The organism is Lacinutrix venerupis (genome assembly GCF_003663945.1).
GTDB classification, from domain to species: domain Bacteria; phylum Bacteroidota; class Bacteroidia; order Flavobacteriales; family Flavobacteriaceae; genus Lacinutrix; species Lacinutrix venerupis.
The window spans coordinates 1-24967 of sequence record NZ_RCCH01000003.1; the positions used below are offsets into that span (position 1 = coordinate 1).

The window sequence follows — 24967 nt, forward strand, 5'->3', positions numbered from 1 at the left end:
TAATTCGTCTTCTCGTAAACTTTTACTCCATTTCTATTAAATATAGTTAAGCTTTGAACATCGAAACTACTTAAATCAAACGTGTCATTCTTCTGGTCTCCGTTTGGTGAAATACCTTGTGGAATTATACATGATTCTAGTTCATCTACAAAAATATCTTCGCTTGCTGTACAACCTGTTTCGTTAAACATTACTTCAATTGTATATGTTCCAGATGTTAATACATTATCTATAGTTAAATCTGTTTGTCCAGAAACTAATACACCTTCATTATACCAAGTAATTGTTACTTCAGATTCCGAATAATTATCTGCTATTGCTGTTACAGTGATTGGAACTGTAGCGTTAGGGCATACTTCGTAGTTAATAGCAGAATCAAAAGTTGTTACTGGTGATATGCCAAATGCTAAATTAAACGTTGTTGTTTCAAAACAACCGCTTGAAGCATCTTCTACTCTTACATATATAGTTTGAGCTCCTCCATCAAAATCAGATGGGTTAGTAATAGCATTTGTACTTGCTTCAGCATCTGCTAAATTAGTATGATACGAGAAGTTGAATCCTGTTTGGTTATTAATTATTACTGCTTCGTTAGAGGTTAAATCGTAATTAGAAATACCATCTTCGTCATCATCACAACCAAGAATGTCTTCAGCTTGAACAAGAACAGGTTTTGGTGCTAATGCTAAGTTAAAAGTACCAACCTTAAAACAACCAGTGGTATCATTCTCTATTCTATAATAAATTATAGTTGGAGGAGTGCTTTGGTAAGCTGTTGGGTTAGCTATTGCATTTGTTTCAGCTTCAGCATCGGCTTGAGTTTCGTAATAAGTTACGGATACATCGGTTTGAGTACCAATAATTGATGCTTCGTTTTCGGTAATATCAAAGAAAGCCTGACCTGTATTATCTGTGTCACAACCAAGAACGTCTGGTAACGAATCTGGTGACTCAGGACTTGGGAAGAATTCTACAATAATATTATCTATAACAAAACAAGAAGCATTCTGGTTTAAAACTATTTCTACTTGATAAGTGTTAGTTTCTGTAACTTCTAGTGTTAATCCATCTTCAGGAAGCCCAGTAGTTTCATTTATAATAGGCTCTTGAATCATAAATTCATCAATTGTGTACCAAGTAATAGTTGCATTATCACCAACAGGTACTCCAATATCTAAAGTTACACTTTCACCTTCACAATTTGCGTTTCCGTTTGCTAGAAGAATATCTTCTCCTAAGTCTACTTCACCAATTTCAAAACTAGAAGCTTTTAGGAATACTGCTGAGTCGTAAGCAGTATCTCCATCGTCGGCAATAACTAATTTAATATGGTAAGTTCTATTTGGTACTACTGTAGATTGTGCTACTAACGGTACTGTTCTACCAATAAAGTTAGTTGGGTTAGAGATTGGTGGTAAGCCACCTGCTCCATAGTAAGCATCAAATAATGTCTCGTTAGCTGAAGGGCAACTTGCGTTGTAGGTATTATCTCTAATTGTAAATACAGAAACTGGTGTTGTTGTTCCTGGTACTACTGCAAGGTTGGTAGTAGTACCTGTTACAGTATCTGTTAATAAGAAAGCAAACGCATCTGAGAATCCACATTGGAAAGTTCCATACTCTTCGGCAGCAAAAATAAATTCAAAAGACATGTCTTCTATAAATGGAACAAAGTCAAACTCAATAATTGAGGCATTGTTAGTTGTTCCTTCCATTATCTCTGCTTCTAAGTCGGTATCACCTGGCCAGTTAAAATCACCATCACTTAAATTACCTGTTTCTGGTCCTGGTGCATTTGCAGCATTACCTGTTGTCATTACAATTCCACTTTCAAAAGGGAATCCAGATCCATTAGCTTCAAAATAACCAATTCCATTATCTGAACCAAAATCTGTTCCTGTAGAAGAGGTAATATTTGATATTGTAGAACATGGAGAGTTTACTAATACATCTTCAACTAAACCTTGTACAGAATAAATATCATCATTATCATCGTTATCTCCATTAACATTGTCTGATAATGTTACATAAATTGGAGGTGGAACTGTAAATACACATAAGTCGAAAGTTGTTGTTGTTGGTGTTGAGCCATTAGAGAATACTCTAATATAATATGTATTACCAACAGTAAGGCCATTAACTATATTTTCGTTTGCTGTACTACAGCTTATATTGGTTAAGTTGTTACAATCGGTACCTTCATATACTCCATGAGATAAAAATGTTGTAGAACCTACAATGTTACTTAAGTTAATTGCATGATCTGTAGATACGGCAACAAAAGAGAACCAAACATCATCATTTGGTGTTCCATTACAAGGATTTGCTTGTGTCGACTGTGTAGCTCCATATAAAGAACCACTTGTAAAGTTTGTACAGTTTCCATCAGCATTTGCTGTAAACATTATTGCTCCATCACATTCATCATTAGCAGGTAATGTTGAAAAAGTTATAGGACCTGTCCAATCGCTAAATCCATCACCAGAAGCACTACAATCTGATCTTATATAAATTTCGTATGTTGTTCCAGCTGTAAGTCCATTTTCTGTAACGGTTGTACTTGTTGTAGCTGTACCGTTAGCTGTTGGTATTCCTGTTCCAACAGGTTGTACAACATATTCCCATGCCGTTTCTCCTGCACCTGGTAACCATGAAATGTCTACAGATGTTTCTGTTATATTAGCTGTTGTTATATTGTTAGGGAATAAACAAGGAGGTAACTCGTCTATTGTTACATCATCAATCGCAATATCATCATAGAAATCTGTAGGATTTATAACTTCAGAGAATATAAATTGAACTTGTATATCTCCTGTAATTGTTAATGTGCTAATATTAATTATAATATATTCCCAGCCATTGGTATTTGTATTGTATGTTGCAACAGGATTCCATGCTGCTCCATCCCAAACTTCAACGTCTAATTGAGAATTAGCATTTCCTTCATTATCACTTAATAGATAAAAAGATAGAGCTGGTGCTGTTAAAGCAGTTACATCTATAAGAGGAGACACTAATGTTGCTGGAGCATCAGATCCAGAAGAATCTACCCAAGCAAAATAACCATTTGTTGCGGTTGTTCCAGTTATAGTACCGTTATTACCTATATGATCGAATCCACCATTATCAGCAAATTCCCAGTTTTCACCACCAAACATTGTCCAACAATCTGGAATAGTACCAGCGTTTTCAAAACCTTCTGTATAAGGAGCAGTAAATGTTGCGCATTCTGTTGTAAATGTAAATGGACCAATCCAGTCACTAAATTCTGTTCCACAGTCTGCTCTTATATAATATTCGTAGTCTGTAATAGCTGTTAAACCTGTTGTTGTATATGGATTAGTTGTTGCAGCATCTCCGGCTCCAGTAGGAGTTCCTGTTCCAGGAGCTTGAACAACAACTTCCCATGCTGTTTCAATACCATTAGAAACCCAAGATAATGTAGCTGTAGTATCAGTTGTACTGTCAACAGCTAAGTTAGATGGGTTAGCGCATGTTGGTAACTCATCGAAAGTAACATCATCAATTGCGATATCATCATAAAAATCGGTTGGTGTAATAACTTCAGAAAAAATGAATCGTGCTTGAACATCTCCTGTAATTGTAAGTGTACTTAAATTTATTATTTTTTCTTCCCAACCGCTTGTGTTTGTATTATATGTGCCCATTAAATTCCAAGCGGCACCATCCCAAACCTCTACATCTAATTGAGAATTATCATTTCCTTCATTATCACTTATTTCGTAAAATGATAATGCTGGAGTAGTTAAGCCAGATACATCTACAAAAGGAGTGGTTAATGTTGCTGGAGCACTAGATCCAGAAGAATCTACCCATGCAAAATAATTATTTGTTGCAGTTGTTCCAGTAATTGTACCATTATCTCCAATGTGGTTAAAACCAGGATCATCATCAAAGAGCCAGTCTTCTCCACCATCCATTGTCCAACATAATGGAATAACTCCTCCGTTTTCAAATCCTTCTGTGTAAGGAGCTACAAATGTTGTACATTCTGTATCAAAAGTTAATGGTCCAATCCAATCACTAAAATCACCTCCACCACAATCTGCTCTAACATAATATTCGTATGTTGTTGCTGGTGTTAATGCTGTTGCTGTATATGGATTAGTTGTTGCAGCATCTCCAGCTCCAGTAGGAATTCCTGTTCCAGGAGCTTGTATTGCTACTTCCCAAGCTGTTTCTGTACCGTTAGAAACCCATGATAATGTTGCAGTAGTTGCTGCTGTAGCGTCTACAGCTAAGTTTGATGGGTTAACACATGATGGTAATTCATCAAAAGTAACATCATCTATTGCAATATCATCATAAAAATCTAATGGCGTAATAACTTCAGAAAAAATAAATCTTGCTTGTACATCTCCAGTAATATTAAGAGTACTAATGTTAATTGTACGTTGTTCCCAACCACTTGTGTTTGTGTTATATGTTGCCATTAAATTCCAAGCGGCTCCATCCCAAACTTCTACATCTAGTTGTGAATTATCATTTCCTTCATTATCACTAATTTCATAAAATGTAATAGCTGGAGTTGTTAGTCCAGAAACATCTACTAAAGGAGTAGTTAATGTTCTTGCACCAAGATCTCCTGAAGAATCTGCCCATGCAAAATATCCGTTTGTAGCTGTATTACCAGTTATTGTTCCATTGTCTCCAATGTGGTTAAAACCTGGAGCATCATCAAAGAACCAATCTTGACCTCCATCCATCGACCAACATAAAGGTATTGCACCTCCGTTATCGAAACCTTCTGTATATGGTGCTATAAAAGTTGTACATTCTGTTGTGAAATTTATTGGACCAATCCAAATACTGTAATCACCACCACCACAATCTGCTCTTACAAAAGCTTCATAATTTGTAGCTGGTGTTAAACCTGATGCTAAATATGGATTGTTTGTTGATGTTGCAGTGCCAGATCCGGTAGGAAAACCTGTTCCTTGAGGCTGCACAGCAACTTCCCAAGCCGTTTCAGTTCCTCCTGCTGTCCAAGAAAAATTTGCTTCTGTTGCAGTTGTATTAATAAGAGTTAAGTTATCTGGATTAGGACAAGTAGCATTGTAAATAATAACATTATCAATTAACCAATACCAAGCCCAAATATTGTTGTCATCATACACAAAACGAACTTGCATTGCACTGTTAGAATATGCTGTAAGATCAATGTGTTGTTCATCTGGTGTTGCAAAAGTACCAGCATCTGCCGATTGTGTTAAAACAGCAACCCAAGCACTACCATCCCAAACTTCTACAGTGGCAGTATCTGTACTACCATTATTAAAGTATTGAGTGAAATCTAAAAAAATAGCAGTGGCTCCTGTTGTATCAAAAGTTGGAGAGGTTAATGTTTCGAATAACAGTGTACCATTTCCATTTGCATCACTATCTACAATAGCAGCATTTGTACCATCAAGGCTGTTGTTTGCAAATCCTTGTTGTCCAGAAATCCAGGAATCTCCAGTGGCATCACCACCATCATCTATAGTCCAAGATGCTGGAATTTCTGTGTCAAAATTTTCGGTTAAATAAGTTTGAGCATTTATTGATAAACTTATTAAAAGTAAAATCAACAATAAAGTAATCTTTTTCATTATATGATCAGTGTTAGTATGTTATTAAAACAAGAATTGATTGTTAAATATATGCTAATTTATTACATATCTTGTTACAGATAGACGTAATGCATTCTTTTTCGATGAAGTGATACATTATGAACTAAAATTTTCAAGTATTCAATATTATTCTAAAATTATTGACTAATCTCTAAGTTTATTCGGGATTCATTGCCAACTTGATCTATGGCGGTAATGGTGTGTTTACCTTCTAAAGGCTTGATTGCAATATCGTGAATTTCAGTGGTTTTTCCTATGTATTTATTGTCAATATACCAATAAACAGTGCTCATTTTTTTTGAATGTGCAATCTTTAAAATGAGCTCGTTAGTTTCTTCGTTAAAATCCTTAGGAAGGAAAATTTTTGCATTGTTTTTTGGGTATATAAATTGCATTTTTTCATCTTCTATAGCAATACAATCATTTCTAAATCGAGGAAGTGTTTTGTAAAATGGATTTTTACTCCTATAATAATATTCCATTAAAGGAGGAAGCACAAACCATGAGGTGTTTTTTATGTTGTTTATTGTTTCGCATGAAGTGTTTACTTGATAGCTTTTAGAATTGTCTAAGTGAATTAATTTATGGTACGGACATGGTTTGGTTTTAAGTCCGCTATTTTGAACAAATGTTTTTAAGCTGTGTTCGCAATATTGTCCGGCTCTATAACCACTTTGTTTACATATATTTATTTCTGTCATTTCATCAAAAGGTTTGGCAAACCATTCGCTATTTGGTAACAAATCGAAAACATCAAACAAGATGGGAGCAGCAGCTTCTACGCCAACTAAACCAGGTCGTCCTTCGCCATCTGCATTACCAACCCAAACACCAACCACATAATCTTTTGTAGTGCCAATTGCCCAAGCGTCTCGAAAACCAAAACTGGTTCCTGTTTTCCATGCTATTTGTTTTGAATCATCAAAAAACTCCCAATTTTCGTCACCTTCAGGCCTGTTTACTTGCTTTAAACTTTCGTAAGTAAGGTAAATTGATGCAGCGTCAAATAATGTTTTTTCTGTAGATTTTTTTCCGAAGTCCATATTTTCCGAAGCTAAAAAAGTAGGTTCACAAAATTCATTTGAAAAATATTCGCTTGATGTTTCGTTAAAATGATTTAAAGTTGAAGAAAAACTAGCGTAGCTTTTACACAAATCCCACAAATTACTTTCGGCACCACCAAGAATTAAAGATAAACCGTAGTGGTTTGCATTGTATTTTATGTCTTTCAGTTTTAAATCTTTTAAATAATGATGAAATCTATCTAACCCAAAATCTTTAAGCATTCTTACTGCGGGAACGTTTAAAGAGCGCGACAATGCGCGGCTTGCAGGAACTGCACCATCAAATTCTTTATTGTAGTTTTCTGGCACATAACTTCCAAATTGAGTAGGAACATCTGCCACAAGAGTGTTTGGTAATAAATCACCTGCATCTAGCATGGCGGCATAAAGAAATGGTTTTAAAATACTACCTGTACTTCTGGGTTTAGTAATAACATCCACATCTTTCTGGTTTTTTTTATCTGTTGGTGCATTACCAATGTAAGTTAATACTTGGCGTGTTTTTACATCTAAAACTAGAACTGAAATATTATGAATTTCATTTTGTTTTAATAAGTTATAATGGTTGTGAACCACATTATTTGCTTGTTGCTGTAGTTTGTAATTTATTGTTGTTTTTATGCGTTCTCCAGAATTAGATTTTACTATTTTTTGAAGTAAATGTGGTGCGATTTGCGGTAATGGATACGGTTTTTGAGGTAAACCTTCTGCAATAGACAAATTATAAGTTAGAGAATCTATTATTTTATTTTGAAGGAGTTTTTGTAATAATCTGTTTCTTTTTTTTAATAATCTCTCTTGATTTTTCCCAGGATAAATTAAGCTTGGTGCATTAGGTAAAACAGCTAAAGTTGCACTTTCTGCCCACGATAATTCGTGCGGATTTCTATTAAAATAGCGCCAAGATGCAGCATCAACGCCAACTACATTGCCTCCAAAAGGAGCGTAGCTAGAATAGTATGCTAAAATCTCATCTTTGCTTTCGCGAATTTCTAAACGTGTAGCAAGAATAATTTCTTTAATTTTTTCTAAATAAGTTCGCGATTGTCCTTTTCGTGATAAGCGAATAACTTGTTGAGTTAATGTGCTTCCGCCTCGTTTTATTGCTCCAGAATTAATGTTTTGTTTTAGTGCTTTAAATATTGAAACAGGATTAAAACCAGGATGTTTGTAGAAATACTCATCTTCAAAATTAATAATACAGGTTTTAAATTTTTCTGGCACACTATCGTTTTTAGGAAATCGCCATTGGCCATCTTTGGCAATTTGTGCGCCTAATAATGTGTTGTTGCTACTTGTAATTACCGTTGCTGTTGGATCTTTAAAGAGTTGCTTTGGTAAACAAAAGTAATAGACAAGCAAAAGTATAACGATAATTACCGACTTGATTTTGTGCTTTTTTATGTAGGCAAATGCTTTATTCATTTTTATTCTTGCATGCGCTTGAAAGTGTATTCACGCTCCACTTTACAAATTTTTACATTGTACCAAGAGTACCAATCTTTAATCCCTTTTTGTTGTGCAATTACATGATCTGTTTGTTGTTTCCAGAGTTGTATTGCTTCTAAGTTTTCCCAATAACTAACAGTGATTCCTACCTTGTTTCTTGCAGAATCTATGCTAATAAAACCAGTTTGTGTTTTAGCTAAAGTTTCCATTAATTCTGCCATTTCACTGTAACCGTTGTCGCCTTCAGTTCTAGTAGAAGTAAAAATCACTGCGTAGTATGGTTTAAAGTTTTTCATCTTTAGTTTCCGAGAAAGCGGAAATCTTTTTTAATTAATTTTCGTGTTTTGGTACTGTAAATGTTACTGTTTTTTCAGTAATATTATCGTCGAAACCTGTTAATACAAATTTTAAAAATACTTGATTTGTTGACACGCTAATAGGAAACTGATGGGTATTACTTATATTTTCGATGTTTTTCATCCAGCTTTCTCCACATTTTTCTGCAACAATAGTTTTTAAATCTTCAATGGTAAAAGGCACAAATTGTTTTGTGTCTGCTTCGGTGTAAGTTAATGTTTCGAACCTTGTTTTGTTTATTTTTTTAATTGGTTTCCAGTCCGATTGAAATTGTTTCCACTCACTTAAATCGCAAAGAGAATCTTCATCTAAGATATTTATTGTGTTTTGATAGCGCTGTAAAATTTTTACACTTTTATAATTGTTATTTTTAACTTCAATGGTTTTTTTACCAGGAGTATTTTTAACATGTATATCTATGTTAAGATTGTTTTTTGTTGTTAAATCTTGCAATTCGTCGTCGTTATAAATAGCTAAATTTTTAATATGAATATCTGCTTCGGTGAGTTTAATATTCACAATTTTAGCCATTTTATTTTCAGATAAAAAACCATTAAAAACATAGCCTTTTAAATCTTGATAGCCATTCATTTTTATTTTTACCCATTCGCCTTCAACTTTTTTGCCTTGGTCTAGAATTACCAGTTTTTTATCTGTTTTTTCTACAACCTCAACAGCTTCGTTATACATTAATTTCCCTAGTTTAGAAGCACCAATATCCGGAAGCTCTCTAACCGTTAAACCGCTGTCTGCTGTTACGTAAGCATAGTCTTGACTGTAGCCAAGTGTTACAAATAATAATACAATTGCTGTGATAAAATGTTTTGTCGTTTTCATAATGTTTTGTTTTTAAATTAATATGACAGTTAAACATTTTAGTTGGTTTGTTATCACCTGAAAGCGGTTTAATAAAGCGTCCTTTATTGTCTTCAATTTCAAATCATAGTGGTTTTTTTTTGTTTTTTAGATTCCTGCTTGCGCAGGAATTTGTTATTTTTCTACGGTTACCCATTGTCCTTTTGTGCGTACTAAAAACTCATTATCGTACATGGCTTCCGCTTGAACACCTGGTAAATAATAGGTACCTAAGTATGATGCGTTAAGCATAACATTAAAGGTATTTGTACCGTATTTTCCTTTTTTATTTAAATCGAAATAAAAGTTTACACGATCGTCTCGAATATCTGTAAATCGTGCTTGGCTTGTGGTATTACTTCCAAAGGCAGTAAAACGCGTATTTACAATTTCCCAACCAGAAGGAAATATTTGTGTTAAAGCAACATCTGTAACACGTTCGTTTTTAAGGTTAGATACGGTAACAGTTGCCACAAAATCTTGACCTTGTTTTAAGTTTGTTATATCTATTGTATTTCCTTTTAAATCTTTATAAACAACACTAGTGCTTAAACCTCTTTGTTCGGTTAACTCTTCGCCTAAAGGTAATTTTCCAGAATTTAATACACGAATGTAAACCACATTGCCTTGTTTGTTTTTAAAGCTTAATTTATTGTTTCCGTTTATTACTTTTAACTCGCGTTGTGCGATTGCACTTTTGGTATTTATAGTTTCGGTTTTACCATTAATGGTGTATTGTAAATCAAGAGATTTTCCACCGGTTGCTTTAACCATTTTAGCCATTGCTAATAAGCTGTAAGCTGTTGTTTGTGTACTCATCCAGCGGTTGCTTGACAACTCTTTTGCCAATGTTTTTGCTAATTCTTGCATTCTAGAATCTTTGGTAAGTACCATAGTTTCTAATGCCATTGCACGATTTCTATCTATAGAACCGTAAGTGTAATAATTATATTTAGGTGCTTTAAATTCTATATTTGCAGTTTTAGAAATGGCGTTACTAGCCTCGTTTTGTCCTGCTAAGGCATAAGCGGCAGCCAATCTCCATTTTGCTTCGTTAGAAATTTCGCTAAACTCTTTAAGCCTGTTCATAGCACCTAAATCTGGACTTCCTGCTAAGGCTAAAGTGTACAATCTGTATGCTTGTGCTAAATCACTATTGTATATTTTGTAGCTTGGTCTCCAGCTTCTTGCTGCTTCTTTTTGATATTTAATCCAATTACTTTTAAAGGTTAATGGTAATACGAATCCTAGTTTTTCGGCTTCAAGCATAAAATGACCTGCGTAACTGGTTCCCCAATCATTAGCAGTGTTTTCTCCCATCCAATAACTCATGCCTCCATTTGGTCTTTGGAAATTTCCAAGACGCTTAATGCCATTTTCTATATTAGATTGAATTTCTTGTTTTTTCTTTAACGGAATATCAAAAATTTCATTTAAATATAACTGCGGAAACACTCCTGACGTCGTTTGCTCTACACAACCATGAGGATATTGTACAAGATATTGCAGTCTTCGAGAGAAATCCATTGGTGGCATTGTTGAAAATTCAATCATTGCACTATTAGAACCTTCAACACCAAAAGTTGTAAAATCGAGACTAGCTGAAGCCGATTTTTCTAACGTTTGATCGAGCGCTTTAGAGGTTATCGGATTCACATTCTCAACATCAAGTTCTACTTTGTAAGTCGATTTTTCGCCATTTCCACTCGCAATAACCTCTACAGTATTTATACCATTTGCTTTGCTAACGTCTAACTCAAAATAAGCCATTTGCTCGTCTGGTTTTGCAAAAGATAATCTTTTAGATTGCTCACCAACAACAGAAATGCCGTTGCTTAATTTTAATTTAATATCTACATTTTTAACCTTTGGTTCCATAGCAAAAACAGTAACAGGAAGTGTAACTTTTTCACCAGGACTTAGTTTTCTAGGTAGCGTTGCTAAAACCATTAAAGGTTTTTTAACTTCAACAGATTTGTCTGTGCTTCCATAAGCTTCAGTCTCTGTGTTTCCGGCAATAACCATTGTTCGTACAGCACCAATATAATTAGGCATTTTAATTTTGTGTTCTGTTCTTCCGCCAGGTTCTAATGTAAACGGACCTAAAACTTTAACAACAGGTTTAAAACGGTTTGCTTTTTTGTTTTTTCCTTCGGCAGCACTTCCGTCTCCACCAATAGCAAATATTTGATCGATACTGCCAGAGTACGCTCCAACAACATCATCAAAAATATCCCAAGTTTTTACACCTAAAGCTTCGCGAGCATAAAATGAAGACCACGCATTAGGTGTTTTAAATCGTGTTAAATCTAATAAACCTTCTTCAACCATTGCCACAGTATACGTCATAGGTTTGTTGTTTTTTTCTGAAACAATAACAGTAAATTCTTCTTCTGGTTTTAAAACGCTAGGCATTCTAATTTCAGGTTCTAATTTGGTGTTTGGGTCTTCAACTAAAATTGGAATAACTCCATAAAGACGTAACGGTAAGTCGTTAGCAGTTGTAGCATGCGGTTGTAATAATGAAATGTTTACAAACACATTTGGCGCCATTGCTTTAGTAATAGGAATATCTACAACCGTTTCACCTGCTTTTGTTTTTAACCATTTATGTTCTATAACTTCTGTACCATTTTCTATAGAAATTAAAGCGCGACCTTCGGTTCCTGACGGAAACGTAATTTTAGCAGTTTCACCAACATTATAATTTTCTTTATCTGCTGAGAAAACTAACATTTTTGCTGCCTCTTTATCGCCTGTTGGTTGCTTTTTCCACCAATTTTTATAGAAGTATGCTGTGCGACCGGTTGCGTGACCACTTTTAGGATCGTAAACACGAATTAAATAGCGTCCGCCATCTTTTTCAGGAACATTAATATTGAAGCTGGCTTTACCATTAGCATCAGTATTAATTTTACTATTCATATATGGTTTATGAAAAGAACTTGAGGTGTATTTTGATAAATTATCGTAAGATGAATTCCACCACCAACGCCATTCAACTTTATAAACTTTTACCTCTAATCCCTTTCTTTTTATAGGATTGCCTTGGTCGTCTACAACTACAATATCAAAGGATTGATTTTCGTCTGTAAAAAACGAGCCATAAGCTCTTCCTTTAGGCGAACGTAATCCAACAAACGATTTGTAAGGTGCATATTGTTTTGTAAAAGCATCCATAGAAAAATCGCCACCATTTTCGAAAGCACGTACTAAAAATTGTACGTTTAACATACCAGGAGCATTTTGCCCAACGCTTAGTTTGTTTTTAATTTCGGTAAAACCTTCTTCGTTTACATTGCCTTCAAAAACGTTTAGTTCTTCTTGAGAAAACGAGCGTGAAGGATCTCTAAACGTATAGTCTTTAAAATTTTTAAAAGGAGCATATGCATTACTGAATTTCGCTTTAATTTCAGTTTTTACATTTTTTGCAGGTGCTCCATGTAACCAGTTTACATTTAGTGTTCCGTTTAAGGCTTCGCTACCGGAAAGCACTTCATTTTTAAAATCGACTTTAATTTTTAAGCGGTTTGGTTTTACTGTTTCTACTTTTAAACCTTTGTAAAACGTAGCACCACCAACACTAACTTTTGCATTCCAGTTTCCTGTTTTGTTTTCGGTTGAAGTAGGTACTGTAAACGTGTAAAAATTATTTATGTTTTCGCTTGTAATTTTTTTGTAGGCTAATTTTCCATTAGGATCTGTAACTTCCATTTTTATTGGATGACCTTTTGGTAATTTATTACCATTATCGTCTAAAATAAAAGTAAGATGTAGTGAATCTCCAGGTCGCCAAACGCCACGTTCTCCATAAATATAACCTTTTAAGCCACGTTGTAAATGGTTTCCAGAAACATCGAATTTACTTAGTGATAGTGCTTGTCCATCTCGTAACTTTATATAAGTTTTATTTTTGCCTTTACTTACAATTGCAAAAGAAGCGTGATTGTTGGTTTCTATTTTAGCTAAACCTTCTTGGTCTGTTCTAGTGCTAGAAATTTCCTGTTGTTGGTAGTTGTAAAGCGTTATTTTTGCTGCAGCTTCAACATTAGTATTTAAGATATTTGTAACTGCAAAATAGTAGTTGTTATTTGCTCCTTTTTTTACAATAACGCCAAGGTTTGATGCTAATAAATTTTGTGAAATTTCACGATCTTGGTTGTAGTACGCGTCATGACATGGGTTGTCGCGTTCTCTCCAATTGTAGTTGTAATTTCTGTATCTGTACGTTACATTATCCCAGTATTCTTCTTCTCTGCGGTCTTCATCTTCGGTTGTACTTTCGCTGTATTCGTCGTAGTAATAATCGTCTTCGTAGTACTCATCTTCATAATAATCATCGTTGTTTTCAGAATTTGTAATATTTCTATTTACAGAACAATCGTACAAGGAATATTCTTTCTTAAAACTTACTTCTACACGATAAATAGCACCTGAATCTACAGTTAAAAATTTAGATAAATCTGCACTGTAGGTTTTCCATTTTCCGTCATTTTCAATACCATCGTTTACTAAGGTAATGGTTTGCTTTGCAATGCGTCTTCCTACTTGTCTAATACTATTATCATTACCTCCTTGAAGATTATTGTCTTGCAAAAACTGAAGTATATTATCTTGATATATTTTTATAATTTTTAAGTCTACTTTTTTAAGATTTACGGCTTCAAAATTGAATTTTAATTCTTGAGAATTAGGAAGAATAACACCACTGTTTACTAAACGAACTTGAGGTTTTACTTCTTCGAAAGAAATGGTTTCAGAAAATGGTTTTTTAAGTTTATAGCCTTCGGTGTTTTTAATACCTTGAAATACATCAACCTGTACGTTTCCTGTGATTTTAGAATCTGGGTATGCTTTTAAAACATTACCATCGACCACGTATTTTGAATTTTTGGTATTTTGAATGGTTACCAATCCATCAAAATTTTGTTGTTTTTTAATAGGATCGGAAAAATTTATAGAAAGGTATTGCTCTGGGTTTTGTACAACATCAATTTTTGTAATAGTAAAATTGTTTTTTCCAGGAATTACAACCGTGTTTTCACCAGAATTATCTGCTTTAATGGCTTTTCCGTTCCATTTTACGAGTATTTTGCTATCTTCAATTTTTCGGTTTATACTATCTATTTTAAATTCAAATTGTCTAGATGGTAATCTATTTTCATTCCATTCAATTTTTAAATCTTTTCCGCTTTGCGAAGCCTCAACTAATTGTTTTGCTTGATCTATTGTAATATTATCTGCAGATTTTACTACACCTAATAAATATTGCCATTCTTTGCTATACGATTGTAACTCGTTAGTAACAATGTTAAAGTTTGGTGTTATGGTTTTAAATTGAAATGTATAGTTTGAAAATTCCGATGGGATATCTGGATATATTTCTTTTAATTTTACAGTAACAGCATATTCTGTGTCACTTTCTAAAGCTTCATTTGGTGTAAAGGTTAGCGCATGTTTGTTGGCAACAATTAAATTTCCAGAAACGTGAGGTGTAATGCTAATTAAATCGTCTTCAATTATATTATCTATTTCCCAACCTTCGACTTCTTTAGCTAAACTAATTTGAATATTACTAGAGGTAGAAACACGTCCAGAAGTAGTATAGCTAATATAGTCTCTAAACTTAAAAAGGTTATCGGTTTCGGTTGATTTTTTCTTACAAGACTGTGCCAAGAAGATACAGAGAATCAAGGCAAAAAATGATTTTATTTGCATAGTTGCTGGTTTAAAAAGTGAATTACAGTGATAAGAAAAATCTGGTGAGAGTATTCTTGTTAATATAATTACGCTCAATTATTTAAGTTTAGATTATAGTTGGTTGTTAGATTTTTGTTAAAGTTTTATTTAGAATAGATTTTCACAATTAATTCGCCTTTATCATCCATACTAGCGCGATACATTCCTGCGGTGTTAAAATCCATGACCATATTGCCGTTTTTATCTACTGCAATAATACCACCATTTCCACCTAAATTCGGCACCTTTTTTTGTATTACTTCTTTAGCAGCTGCTTTTAAGCTTAAACCTTTGTATTCCATTAGTGCAGAAATATCGTGAGCAACGGTTGCGCGAATAAAAAATTCTCCCCAACCTGTTCCAGAAACCGCACACGTTGCATTATTAGCGTAATTTCCAGCGCCAATAATTGGCACATCTCCAACGCGACCATATCGTTTATTTGTCATGCCTCCGGTTGAAGTACCAGCGGCTAAATTGCCGTTTTTATCTAAGGCAACGCAACCAACGGTTCCAAATTTACTGTCTTTAATATCTGCATCGTAAAAAGCCGATTTATTTTCAATAGTATTTTCTTGTTCTTTTTTAATTACTCGTTTTAAAGTTTTAAGTCTGTTTTCAGTTTTAAAATAATTTGGAGAAACAAGTTCTAGATTCTGTTCTTTTGCAAACTTTTCTGCACCTTCACCAGCCATCATTACATGAGGTGATTTTTCCATAATTGCTCTAGCAAGATTAATTGGGTTTTTTACGGTTTTTGTTCCTGCGGAAGCGCCTGCATTTAGGGTTTTGCCATCCATTATTGATGCATCTAGCTCGTTGGTTTCGGCATTTGTGAAAACAGCGCCTTTTCCCGCATTAAAGAGAGGAGAATCTTCTAAAACATTTATGGTTTTTTCAACGGCATCAAGGCTACTTCCGCCATTTTTTAAAATAGTATAACCAGTTCTAATAGCTTCTTCTAATTTGGCTTTGTATTCGGCTTCTTTTTCATCTGTCATGTTCTTTTTTAAAATAGTACCTGCACCACCATGTATAACAATTGCAAAATCGTTTACTTTTTTAGATGTGTTTTCTGTATTTGTATTTTCTCTTGTAATATTTTCAGGATTTTTATCTGGATTTGGTACGAGCTCGCCACAGCTATATGCTAATAAACAAAGTGTGATGTAGAAGATAATTTTTTTCATTTTTTTGGTGGTTTTTATTAGCATTAAAGTTACATTTTTTTAAGAAAGCTATAACTGTAAAACCACATAATTATTAGTATATTCGCTTCAAAATTTAATAATTCGTAAAAAATAGAGATATATGCAAGCAGTTTCAACTGATTTCGGAATAAAAGAAGCCTTAGAGCAATTAGGCATAAAAGATGTAAACCATGGAACTTCTACTGGTTCAAATAACTTTGGAAGTGGAGAAGAGATTTCTTCGTATTCACCAACAGATGGTTCTTTAATTGCTAAAGTTTCTACAACAACAAAAGAAGATTACGAGAAAGTAATGGAAGCAGCAACTTCTGCTTTTACAACTTTTAGAGCGATGCCAGCACCACAAAGAGGTGAAATTGTAAGACAATTTGGTAATAAACTTAGAGAATTAAAAGAGCCTTTAGGTAAGTTAGTGTCTTACGAAATGGGTAAATCGCTTCAAGAAGGTTATGGTGAAGTTCAGGAGATGATAGACATTTGTGATTTTGCTGTTGGTTTATCAAGACAGTTAAACGGACAAACAATTCCATCTGAGCGTCCAGGACATGTAATGCGTGAGCAGTGGCATTCGTTAGGAGTTGTAGGTATAATTTCAGCTTTTAACTTTCCAGTAGCCGTTTGGGCTTGGAACACAGCTTTAGCTTGGGTTTGTGGAGACGTTTGTGTTTGGAAAGCATCAGAAAAAACACCACTTTGCTCAGTAGCTTGCCAAAATATAATTGCAGGAATTTTAAAAGAAAATAATTTGCCAGAAGGTATTTCTTGTATCATTAATGGAGACTATAAGGTAGGAGAAATGATGACTACAGATTCTAGAATTCCATTAATATCTGCTACAGGTTCTACTAGAATGGGACGTATTGTTGGTGCAACAGTTGCAGAACGTTTTGGAAAATCTCTATTAGAATTAGGAGGAAACAATGCTATTATTATTACACCAACTGCAGATTTAAAAGTTGTAGTTCCAGGAGCAGTATTTGGTGCAGTAGGAACTTGTGGACAACGTTGTACATCTACAAGACGATTAATTATTCATGAAAGTGTTTACGATAAAGTACGCGATGCTATTGTTGGTGCTTATGGACAATTAACAATTGGAAATCCTTTAGATGAAAAAAATCACATCGGACCATTAATAGATAAAGATTCTGTAAATACTTACTTAACAGCAATTGAAAAAGCAAAAGCCGAAGGCGGAAACGTTTTAGTTGAAGGTGGCGTTTTAGAAGGTGAAGGTTATGAGTCTGGTTGTTATGTAAAGCCAGCAATTATTGAAGCAGAAAATGATTTTGAAATTGTACAAACTGAAACTTTTGCACCTATTTTATATTTAATGAAATATTCTGGAGATGTTGAAAATGCTATTGATACTCAAAATGGAGTAGCACAAGGATTATCGTCTGCTATTATGACTAATGAAATGAAAGAGGCAGAAAAATTCTTATCGTTTGCAGGATCAGATTGTGGAATTGCAAATGTAAATATAGGAACATCTGGAGCTGAAATTGGAGGTGCTTTTGGAGGTGAAAAAGAAACAGGTGGCGGACGTGAGTCTGGATCTGATGCTTGGAAAGTTTACATGAGACGCCAAACAAATACAGTAAATTATTCAGACGAGTTACCTTTAGCTCAAGGTATAAAGTTTGATTTGTAAAATATAACTATTTGTTAGTTAAAAGCCACATCGAGAGATGTGGCTTTTTTTTATGAAAAACACTTATAATTACACAATGTAAGTTAATCGCTTATTTTGGTAATTTTACCGAATTTTAACTATTTGATTTCTATTTTGTTACAAAAAAAGTTAAAAATTAACACTTTTTTAATAACTTAAGGCTCACTAACACTAAATCAAAATATAATGAGTAAAAAAACCAGTTATCTTCTTGGTATTTTGCTAACCATTATTATCGGCACTATTCTGTATTATTTTTTCTGTTGTAAACCTTGTTTAGAAGCAGCAAATAAAGAAGCGGAAGTCGAAAATATCGTTAGAGAACCAGAAGTAAAAATTGCAACAAAAAATGTTTTTTCTGCAATAGATTCTAAAAGTAGTTTAGAATTTAATAGTAGTGATAATTTTAATTTTAAAGGTTCGGCCTTTTCTCTGTTAGAGCCCGTTTCAGATGATTTAAAAGTAGAAATAGAAAAAATGTCTACATATTTAAATGATAATCCTGGAAAAGCTATAGATATTACTGGATATTATACAAGTGAAGAAAATAATACTTCTGCATTTCCAAATCTTGGATTGGCAAGAGCAAATGCAATAAAAAATTATTTTGTGTCTCACGGGATGTCTTCTAAAATGATAAATACTTATGGTAAATTAAATGATAATTTAACTCCTGATGACTCAAATATATATTACGGACCAGTATCTTATAGCATAATTACTAAAGACGAGAATGATACAAGCGAGGCAGATGCTTTAAAAGAACTGCACGATGAGATTATTGCAGATCCTTTAGTGCTATATTTTAATACAGCTTCTGCATCTATAAACCTTGATGTTAAGCAACGTGAAAAAATATTTAAAATGGTGAAATATGTTGATAAGTTAGATAGTGCTTCTATAAAAATTATTGGGCATACGGATAATACTGGAAATAGAGAGAACAATATAAGATTAGGTTTGGATAGAGCAGAATTTGCTAAAAATTATTTGGTAAGTAATGGTGTTTCTTCAAGTAAAATTAAAACATCTTCAGAAGGTCCAGATAAACCAATTGCAGATAATAATACTGATGAAGGAAAAGCAAAAAACCGAAGAGTAGTAGTAACATTAAACTAACATTAAAAACATATAATTATGACTTTATTATTAATATCAAACATTCCATGCTGGCTAATACCATTATTAGTTGGTGTTATTTGCGCAATTTTAGGTTATCTATTAGGAAAGCTTTTAGGTGGAGGAAATAACGAAACCTCTAATGAAATAGACGTCGATGTTTATAAAAATAGAATTTCTAAGCTTGAAGCAGATTTAGAGGCTTGTAAAGCAAATAAGAAATCTACATTCTCTGGAGGAAACTCTTCTGGAGGAGCAGCTGCTGCAAGTTTAACTGCTGTAGCTCCAAAACAATCAAGTGGAACAGTGGCAGTGGCTTTTGATGCGGCATCTGCAAAATTATTTTTTGGAAAAACAATAAAACAGGACGACTTAACTGTGGTAGAAGGTATTGGGCCAAAAATAAAAGAGTTATTTCATAATCATGATATTACAACTTGGGCAGGATTAGCAGATTGTACTGTAGAAAAATGTCTAGAAGTTTTAAAAAGTGGTGGTAAACGTTTTGAAATTCATAAACCAGGAACTTGGCCAGAACAAGCTAAAATGGCTGCTCTAGGACAGTGGCAAAAATTAAAAGAATGGCAAGACTCTTTAGATGGAGGGAAATAGATAAAATTCCGAATTAAAAATTCAAAAACCGTTTCTTCTGAAAGTTTCAGAATGAGACGGTTTTTTTTTTTGAACAACCTTATTTCAATGCCATTGCTGTAATGGGAGAAATAAGGTCTATAGAATTGATTAATAGCATTGTAAAGATATGGGAACATTTTATTTTATATGTTACTAAATGTATAATTGGTAGTTAATTTTGTGTAAGTGGTTAATTTGTAATTAATTGTATTTTACTTTGCGTAATATTCTTATAGATTCTTTATATCTTTTATATACTTTATTGCTATGTTTTTTTAAAAAAGGTTTAGAGCTGTTAAGTTTATCTATAGCTTCATTAAAACCATTTAAATAACAAATTAGGTAAGTTGCAGGTAGGTTGTAGAGGTCTATTTCTTGAGAAGGTGTTAGCCTTATTCCTTTTTGTATCTGCTCGATTAAAGAATTATTGCTGTTATAGATGTGGTGTAATATTTTTTTATCAAATTGTGGAGGCTGAAAAACTAAAGTACTATTTATACTATAGTTTGCATTATCATGAAATTTAATTATTGTTTCTTCTAACGGATAATATTTATAATTACTATGAAGACCTAATGATACATATTCAATTACTTTAAAGCTGTCTTTATCAAAAGAAATTGCAACTTCGTCTAAAGTAGAATAAAATAAACGAACTTGTTCATTAATTAATTCAATATCAACACGTGAGAAAAAAACTTCATCTTTTACTTCCTTTTTTTGTCCAGCCCAACACACCACGAAATATTCTTTAAAAACTTTATATTGAGGCTTGAAGTCTTTGCGCTTGTTCATAAAATTAAAAGTGCTATCAAGCGTATGTTCTATGTTATTATGAGAATGGTTTTCTATATCTGCAACAATTTTAGAATTTACATCCTTAATGTCGCTTTTAAAAACCTTAGGCATACTCATGCTTCCATCTCTAAAAAAAACAGAACCACCATAGTATTTCCATATGTTTTTTCTTAAAGATGTTAAGCCATCAATAGCGCGAATGGTTACTAAGCCTACAACCTTGTCATCTGGTAAATGTGGAAATGGTATATTTTCATATTGTACAATTGGAGGATTGTTAAGGTAGGCGTTTATTAGGTTTTGTATTTTAGAATCGTCGAAAAAATCTACTCCAATAATAGAATTATCTTCATCTTTTACACCAATTACTATAAAAGAATTGTTTTTAGGATTGCTATTAGATAAAGCACAAACATGTTTTAAAAACTTTGCTTTTCCTTCTTTTTGTCCAATATCAATTTTACGCTTTTTGTCATAAAAACTGTTCTCGTCGTTATGTGCGAGTAAGTTTTTTATTAAAAGGCGTTTATTAATCATGAGTATTTATTGAGAGTATTTAGTGTTCAATTTATGTTTTTTCCTTTTTAACAATAGTGCTACTGGCTTGTGCGGTACAAAACATTAACACATCGGCAATGTTAACGTGTGGAGGTCTTGAAATGGCAAAGTAAATTACATCGGCGACATCTTCTGGTTGTAAAGCTTTGTAGCCTTTGTACACATTATCTGCTATTGTTTCGCCTTTAAAACGAACTTGGGAAAATTCGGTTTCTACTAAACCAGGATTTATAGCTGCTACTTTAATACCGTATGGGTTTAAGTCTATTCTCATACCTTCAGTTAATGCAACAACAGCGTGTTTGCTGGCGCAATAAACATTACCTTTTGGGTACACTTCTTTTCCTGCCGATGATCCAATATTTATAATATGCCCAGATTTACGTTCTGTCATTTGTGGAATTACGGCCTTGCTTACGTAAAGTAAACCTTTAACATTAATATCCATCATGGCATCCCAGTCTTCTATATCGCCTTTGTTTATTGGGTCTAAACCATGTGCGTTTCCGGCATTGTTAATTAATATGTCTATTTGGTTGAAGCTTTCTGGTAAAGATTCTATTGCTGAAAAAACTGCTTTTTTATCCCGAACATCAAAATTTAAAATATGTACTTCGGTTTGTTTTTCTAAAGCTTCTTTTATTGTCAATAATCGCTCTTTTCTTCTACCACAAATAATTAATCTAATATTATGTTGTGCCAATTTATAAGCAGTTGCTCTACCAATTCCGCTTGTAACTCCTGTTATTAATGCTGTTTTTTTATTATTCATAATTTTTATTTCGCTATTTACTTTATGGTACTTTGTGTCCTTGAGCGGCTACTAATATTAAAAACCAATCTTCTAATTCTAAATCTATATTTAATGCTTTTGTAGCATTTGTTATTCTATTTAAATTGGTGGTGCCAATAACAGGATGAATGTTTGCTGGATGTTTTAAAATCCATGCTAAAAGTAATTGATCCTCGGTAGCATTATATTTTTCTAATAACTTACCTAATTGTTTGTGTATGCGTCTTGTTTGTTCTGTGTCTTCTTTAAATACATTGCCTAATGGAGACCACGCCATAGCTTTTATATTATTTATTTGCATATAATCAAGAATACCATCGTGCATGGCGCTATGCTGAGTTAAAGAAAATTCTATTTGATTAGCGGAAACTTCAACATGTTTTGAAATTAATTCAATTTGAGAGGTTTTAAAGTTAGACACGCCAAAATGTTTTACTTTGCCAGATTTCTTAAGTGTTTCAAACGCTTCGGCTATAACCTCGGGTTGCATTAATGGACTTGGTCTGTGTAATAAAAGCAAATCCAAATAGTCTGTTTTTAAGTTTTCTAGGGATTTTTCTGCGGAAGCAATAATATATTCTTTTGTGTAATTATAATGTTTAACTTTAAGTTCTGGTCTCGATTTGCCAAGATACTGTATACCGCATTTAGATATAAATTGAATGTTTTCTCTGTTTATGTTACTTTTAGAAAAAGCATTTCCAAATTCTTTTTCTGTGGTATAATCTCCATAAATATCTGCATGGTCAAAAGTGGTAACTCCATGCTCTATGCAGTGATTTATACGTTTTATAAATTCGGGTTGAGAAAGTGAGTTTCCCCAAGCTCCCCAAGTCATTGTACCGGCAATAATTTTTGAATAATTTTTGTTCGCCATTTGCTTATTTACTTTTTTGCTTTATGCTATTTTTAATGATAATTAATTTAAGCATTAAAAATACCAAACATATTGTTAATACTTCCTTTATATGCTTGAATTTTTAACCAATTGTTAACACGATTGCATTAAAAAAATTAACAATTTGCAAATCGTAATTTCGGATAGTATATTCGGCTTTTAAAATTTATATAATGATGGAAGAAACAAGTACAATTGATATAAAATCAATTAACGAAAAAATTGAAAAAGAAAGTGCTTTTGTCGATTTATTGACACTTGAAATGAATAAAGTAATTGTTGGTCAAAAACACATGGTTGAACGATTACTAATTGGACTTTTAGGCCGTGGACACATTTTACTTGAAGGTGTTCCTGGTTTAGCAAAAACATTAGCTATTAATACGCTTTCTAAAGCAGTAGATGGTAGTTTTAGCCGTATTCAATTTACTCCAGATTTGTTACCAGCAGATGTTGTTGGTACGCTTATATATAATATGAAAGAGAATGATTTCTCTATTAAAAAAGGTCCAATATTTGCCAATTTTGTTTTAGCTGATGAAATTAACAGAGCGCCAGCAAAAGTGCAATCTGCTTTGTTAGAAGCGATGCAAGAGAAACAAGTTACCATTGGAGACGAAACTTTTGTTTTAGATAAGCCTTTTTTAGTAATGGCAACAATGAATCCTGTAGAGCAGGAAGGAACGTATCCGTTACCAGAAGCACAAGTAGATAGATTTATGCTTAAAACGGTAATAGATTATCCTAAAAAAGATGAAGAGCAATTAATTATGCGTGCTAACTTAAAAGGTTCTTGGGATAAAGTAAATCCTGTAGTTTCTGTTTCGCAAATTTTAAGAGCACAAGAAGTTGTTAGAGAAGTATATATGGACGATAAGATTGAGAAATATATACTAGATATAATATTTGCTACACGTTATCCAGAACAATATAAATTACAAGATTTAAAACCATTAATATCTTTTGGAGCTTCGCCACGTGGAAGTATTAACTTAGCAACAGCCGCTAAATGTTATGCTTTTATTAAGCGTCGTGGCTATGTAATACCAGAAGATGTTCGAGCTGTAGTACACGATGTTTTAAGACATAGAATTGGAATTACTTACGAAGCTGAAGCCGAAAATATTACTAGCGAAGATATTATTGATAAGATTGTTAATGTTGTTGAGGTACCTTAAACGAGTATTCAATAATCAGTATTCAATTATTTATTAGAATCCTGATTTATTACAATAAATTAATAAAATATAACAATTTCACATTTTCGGACTGCATACTGCATGCTGATGATTGCTTATTAAAAGAAAATGGATACTAAAGAATTACTAAAAAAAGTACGTAAAATCGAGATTAAGACACGTCGTTTGTCTGATCATATTTTTGGAGGCGAATACCATTCGACCTTTAAAGGGCGTGGTATGACTTTTTCTGAAGTAAGACAGTATCAATACGGAGACGATATTAGAAATATAGATTGGAACGTTACCGCTAGAACAAATCAGCCGCATGTAAAAGTTTTTGAAGAAGAGCGAGAATTAACCATGTTATTAATGGTGGATATTTCTGGTTCAGAATTGTTTGGTACAGACCAGCAATTTAAAAATGAAATAATAACCGAAATCTCTGCTACATTAGCCTTTTCGGCAACACAAAACAACGATAAAATAGGTCTTATATTATTTTCAGATGAAGTAGAGTTGTACATTCCTCCTAAAAAAGGTCGCTCGCATGTTCTTAGAATTATTAGAGAATTAATAGAATTTGAACCTAAAAGTAAAGGAACAAACGTTGCAGAAGCATTAAAATTTATGCGTAACGTCATGAAGAAAAAAGCTATTGTTTTTTTACTTAGCGATTTTATTGCCGACGAATATAAACAAACACTTAAAATTGCTGCGGGAAAGCATGATATTACTGGAATTAGAGTGTATGATAAAAGTGAGGAAACTATACCTAACTTAGGCGTTGTACAAATGCAAGATGGAGAATCTGGAGAAATGATGCTAGTAAACACTTCGTCAAAAAAAGTAAGACAAAATTACAGTAAGTTTTATAATGAAAAAGTAGAATATTATAAAGATAGCTTTGCTAAATCTGGAGCAGGAACCATAGATTGTCGAGTAGACGAAAGTTATGTAAAAAAATTACTAGGCTATTTTAAAAGAAGATAAATTGAATCTTTGATTTA

The 24967-nt window shown here is 33.2% G+C and carries 14 protein-coding genes; 5 read left to right on the forward strand and 9 right to left on the reverse strand.

The annotated features are described in order from the left end of the window. From CLV86_RS04780 to CLV86_RS04805, 6 genes are all read right to left on the reverse strand, one after another. Positions 1-5609 (reverse strand): choice-of-anchor L domain-containing protein (locus CLV86_RS04780; RefSeq protein ID WP_121050270.1); only part of this gene is annotated, 5609 nt, incomplete at its 3' end. 158 nt (positions 5610-5767) lie between these two features. After that, on the reverse strand, positions 5768-8119 hold the full coding sequence (gene pbpC / locus CLV86_RS04785; RefSeq protein WP_121050273.1) for a penicillin-binding protein 1C: 2352 nt from the start codon (positions 8117-8119) through the stop codon (positions 5768-5770). A gap of 2 nt (positions 8120-8121) precedes the next feature. Then, on the reverse strand, positions 8122-8439 hold the full coding sequence (locus tag CLV86_RS04790) for an antibiotic biosynthesis monooxygenase family protein (RefSeq protein ID WP_121050276.1): 318 nt from the start codon (positions 8437-8439) through the stop codon (positions 8122-8124). A gap of 34 nt (positions 8440-8473) precedes the next feature. Further along, positions 8474-9337 (reverse strand): SH3 domain-containing protein, encoded by an 864-nt coding sequence (locus CLV86_RS04795; protein ID WP_121050279.1) that lies wholly within the window; start codon positions 9335-9337, stop codon positions 8474-8476. A gap of 153 nt (positions 9338-9490) precedes the next feature. Then, the gene (locus CLV86_RS04800) at positions 9491-15073 is read right to left on the reverse strand and encodes an alpha-2-macroglobulin family protein (protein WP_121050282.1); all 5583 of its coding nucleotides are present in this window, start codon (positions 15071-15073) and stop codon (positions 9491-9493) included. A 125-nt stretch (positions 15074-15198) separates the two neighbouring features. Further along, entirely contained in the window at positions 15199-16284 is a 1086-nt protein-coding gene (locus tag CLV86_RS04805; protein ID WP_121050999.1) for an isoaspartyl peptidase/L-asparaginase family protein, read from the reverse strand. 121 nt (positions 16285-16405) lie between these two features. Here CLV86_RS04805 and amaB point away from each other — a divergent pair, with 121 nt between their 5' ends. From amaB to CLV86_RS04820, 3 genes are all read left to right on the forward strand, one after another. Continuing rightward, positions 16406-17959 (forward strand): L-piperidine-6-carboxylate dehydrogenase, encoded by a 1554-nt coding sequence (gene amaB / locus CLV86_RS04810; protein ID WP_121050285.1) that lies wholly within the window; start codon positions 16406-16408, stop codon positions 17957-17959. Positions 17960-18166: 207 nt separating this feature from the next. Next, positions 18167-19099 (forward strand): OmpA family protein, encoded by a 933-nt coding sequence (locus tag CLV86_RS04815; RefSeq protein ID WP_121050287.1) that lies wholly within the window; start codon positions 18167-18169, stop codon positions 19097-19099. Between the two features lie 18 nt (positions 19100-19117). Beyond that, entirely contained in the window at positions 19118-19711 is a 594-nt protein-coding gene (locus tag CLV86_RS04820) for a hypothetical protein (RefSeq protein ID WP_121050290.1), read from the forward strand. 222 nt (positions 19712-19933) lie between these two features. Here the strand turns inward: CLV86_RS04820 and CLV86_RS04825 are convergent, their stop codons facing one another. Genes CLV86_RS04825 through CLV86_RS04835 form a run of 3 tightly spaced genes read right to left on the reverse strand, consistent with a single transcriptional unit; the run spans position 19934 to position 22758 of the window. After that, positions 19934-21067: an ATP-binding protein gene (locus CLV86_RS04825; RefSeq protein WP_121050293.1), complete on the reverse strand. Its 1134-nt coding sequence runs from the start codon at positions 21065-21067 to the stop codon at positions 19934-19936. A gap of 31 nt (positions 21068-21098) precedes the next feature. Further along, positions 21099-21860 carry an SDR family NAD(P)-dependent oxidoreductase gene (locus CLV86_RS04830; protein WP_121050296.1) on the reverse strand — a complete coding sequence of 254 codons (762 nt, stop codon included), beginning with the start codon at positions 21858-21860 and terminating at the stop codon, positions 21099-21101. Positions 21861-21882: 22 nt separating this feature from the next. After that, positions 21883-22758: an aldo/keto reductase gene (locus tag CLV86_RS04835; RefSeq protein ID WP_121050298.1), complete on the reverse strand. Its 876-nt coding sequence runs from the start codon at positions 22756-22758 to the stop codon at positions 21883-21885. A 197-nt stretch (positions 22759-22955) separates the two neighbouring features. Here CLV86_RS04835 and CLV86_RS04840 point away from each other — a divergent pair, with 197 nt between their 5' ends. Continuing rightward, the gene (locus CLV86_RS04840; protein WP_121050301.1) at positions 22956-23957 is read left to right on the forward strand and encodes an AAA family ATPase; all 1002 of its coding nucleotides are present in this window, start codon (positions 22956-22958) and stop codon (positions 23955-23957) included. Between the two features lie 129 nt (positions 23958-24086). Beyond that, the gene (locus CLV86_RS04845) at positions 24087-24950 is read left to right on the forward strand and encodes a DUF58 domain-containing protein (protein WP_121050304.1); all 864 of its coding nucleotides are present in this window, start codon (positions 24087-24089) and stop codon (positions 24948-24950) included. The last annotated feature ends 17 nt before the right edge of the window (positions 24951-24967 follow it).